At 52.5% G+C, this 2,887-nt stretch carries 3 protein-coding genes; all 3 read right to left on the reverse strand.

Going from position 1 to position 2,887, the window contains the following annotated elements; genetic code table 11:
• Window positions 1-31: 31 nt before the first annotated feature.
• A complete protein-coding gene (locus ACI4N7_RS02170) occupies window positions 32-1,627 on the reverse strand; it encodes a Ppx/GppA phosphatase family protein (protein ID WP_439731729.1) in 1,596 nt (531 codons plus the stop codon).
• A gap of 371 nt (window positions 1,628-1,998) precedes the next feature.
• The gene (locus tag ACI4N7_RS02175; RefSeq protein ID WP_439731730.1) at window positions 1,999-2,142 is read right to left on the reverse strand and encodes a hypothetical protein; all 144 of its coding nucleotides are present in this window, start codon (window positions 2,140-2,142) and stop codon (window positions 1,999-2,001) included.
• The coding region (locus ACI4N7_RS02180; protein ID WP_439731731.1) for a DUF6125 family protein at window positions 2,123-2,887 on the reverse strand (765 nt) is incomplete at its 5' end. The genes ACI4N7_RS02175 and ACI4N7_RS02180, both read right to left, overlap by 20 nt.

Below are 2,887 nucleotides of genomic sequence, written 5' to 3' on the forward strand. Positions count from 1 at the left end.
ATCCTCTGAACCCGGGCCGCAGAGCGGCACTTTACGCCTTGGGATCAAATCCCAGGCTCACTGCCTGCTCCACCAGTTCATTTTTATTGCGGCTTCCCGGGAACCACTGGATCCGCAGAGGGAGACGGAAGGTCTTGGAGAAATCCTTAATTAGGTTCTGCACTGCATGGGCAGGCACGTCGAAGTTGTCCCGGCTGGTGTATATCCTCAGATCCATGGCCTGACGGGAGGAGGTGCAGATCAGACGGGTAATGCACTGCTCATGGCTTTCATCCAGCCCTTCTGCCAGTGCCAGGAAAAGGGCCATCATCCGTACTTCCTTCATCTGCAGCTCCGACAGAATGCGGACATGGCTGTTGGATTTCAGAAATTTATTGGAATAGCCGTGGTGGAAGGCACAGATAAGGGCACACATGATCTGTTCCCTGTGGGACCATCCGAAAATATGGGCGTTGGCGGTAATATAGGCACTGTGCCTTGCATGGCTGTAATAATTGACGATGGTGCCGGTATCGTGAAGCAGGCCGGCAGCAGCCAGAATATTCCGCAGACGGCCGTTCAGGTGGTGGAATTTCTGCCACTGGTCAAACATGGAAAGAGCCATGGCGGTTACATAGGAGGTATGGAAATCATATTCCAGAGGAAGGGTATAGAGGTAATTTTTTACGGAAGTGAGGAGCATATCCGTTTTCCAGTGATTCTCCTTATCGTAGAGAGGATCATAGTAGTGGAAAAAGAGGCCTTCCCGAAGGCCGCAGCCGGAAATGGTGAGATAGGAGGACCGGGCCTTGCGCACGATTTCCTGTACCACCAGGGAGCCGGCAATAATGATGTCCGCCCGTTCTGCGGAAAGTCCGGAAATTTTCTGCCGTTCCTCATAAGTCTTTCCGCAGATGGATTTGACCAGGGCGAAGAGGCTTTCTACGGGAAGATTGTAGTTATGCAGTTTGGGCAGGGGATAGGAAGAGGCACGCTGGTGCACCTTGGCCAGATTTCGTACGGTACCGCCTACGCCGATGACTTCCATGGGCTCCTTGGGAAACCATGGGATTTTATCCAGCTCGCTCTGGATGAATTCCCTGATTTCATTGATCCGGCTGTAGCTTACGGTGCCGGAGGAATCAAACATTTCTGTCAGTGTGACGGCGCCGATAGGAATGCTGACGGAATGAATCCGTTTTTTATTCTTGACCAGGGAAATTTCCACACTGGCTCCTCCCAGATCAAAGAGGAGGAAATCCTTTCGGTCAATGGTATGAATCACTCCGGAAAAGCCGAGAGCCGCCTCCGCTTTTCCGCTGATAATGGTCATGGGAATGCCTGTAGTCAGGCGGACCCTTTTCAGGAAAGAAGCGCCGTTGATTGCATTCCTTACCGCTGCCGTGGCCACAGCCAGTACCTTTTTGACCTTTTGTACGGCAATGATATGGGCGTATACGGAAAGGCAGCTTAATGCCCGCTGCTGTGCTTCTTCCGTAAGCTGCCTGGAATCCAGCGTCATGCCTTCGGCCAGGCGGATCGATTTCTTTTCCTGGTATACCAGTTTGTAAGAACCATGGGTGCCAATCTGCATGATGACAAAGCGGATAGAGTTGGAACCCAGGTCAATAATTGCAATACGTTCCATGGTATCTCCTTTGACGTCAGGCTTTCCGCAAGAGGGAAACAGGAAAGCGCTGCCATTTGATATTTCTATTTTACAACAGATGAGGAGGGAAAAAAAGAAAATATGCGGGGAGCTGTATCCGGAAGGGCCTTTTACTCTTCGATGCCGGGGGCTGCGCCGCTTTGCTCAGAGGGGAAAAAATGAATGAAGAATGAAAGCAGTGGTGCGCCGCCTTTCAGATCATTAAGACGGCGGGATCACTGAATTCTTGAAAACGGGGATAGGGGGCAGGCAGCGGCCAGGGATCCTTCATCAATTAAAAGCTCTTTGATACCTGCGGTGACAGTTAAAGAGAAAGAAAAAAGCACTCTTTCGAGTGCCATGTTGCCTGCTTACGGAATCACTTTTTTTAAAGTTCCGTTTTCATCATCCTCTATAATTTTCCATTTCCCTTTGAGGTGGGAACCATCCAGCAGGTGGCCGATCAATGTGCCAGTGAATCGTCCATCGTGTCCCTTATGACTGGTTGATCTCAAATTTCCAGCTGCAGAACCACTCCGCAGGATGACTGTCCGGCGGGCAGGCAATGCAGGTGGTGGTGATGCGGGGATCAATGGCAGAGGCGAAGGTGGAGTATTCCACAACGCCGGCGCTCCTGCAGGGGTAATCCTCCATGCACTTGCGGACCCGGGCAGCCTGCACACGGCAGCGGTTCATTTCGAGAATGACTGCATTGTCTCTGGTATAGACATTCTGCACATTGATCCGGGCGTAGAGCCGGAAGTGCAGAGCTCTGGCAAGGCCGGGAAGTCCGGGCCGTTCCGGGAGGCCGAGGAGACGGCGGATGGAGCCGGCCTCCAGGGGAGAAAATTTCGCCCACGCCGCATCATTCACTGTCTTGGCGGTCTGCATGCCGTGAGCCCTTTCGACAGCCTGGAACCAGATGCCGTCCTGGGCAAGCCAGTTCTTGGAAATTTCATTGGAAAGGGCCAGCTTTTCCTCCTTCGGGAGAGATTCCCAGTTTTCTGGTATTTCCTGATGACCTGTGCTGTGGAAAAAACGATAGAGCCGTGCCTGCGTGATGGGCGTAAGCCGCCGGTGTACCTCGCTGTCAAGTGTGACAGCCTCATCGTAGGAGAGGTGTTTGGCCGCTTCGTCAAACCAGAGCAGGTTGTGCATGGCAGTGCGGGCGGTCAGGCCTTCGAGAAAAGCAGCAAGACTGTTGTCAGTCAGATCTTCCGGGGTATTGAACTGCATGGAAAGGACCTCCTTTTCCTGTGG

Source organism: Dialister sp. (assembly GCF_051885895.1).
Lineage (GTDB): Bacteria > Bacillota > Negativicutes > Veillonellales > Dialisteraceae > Dialister.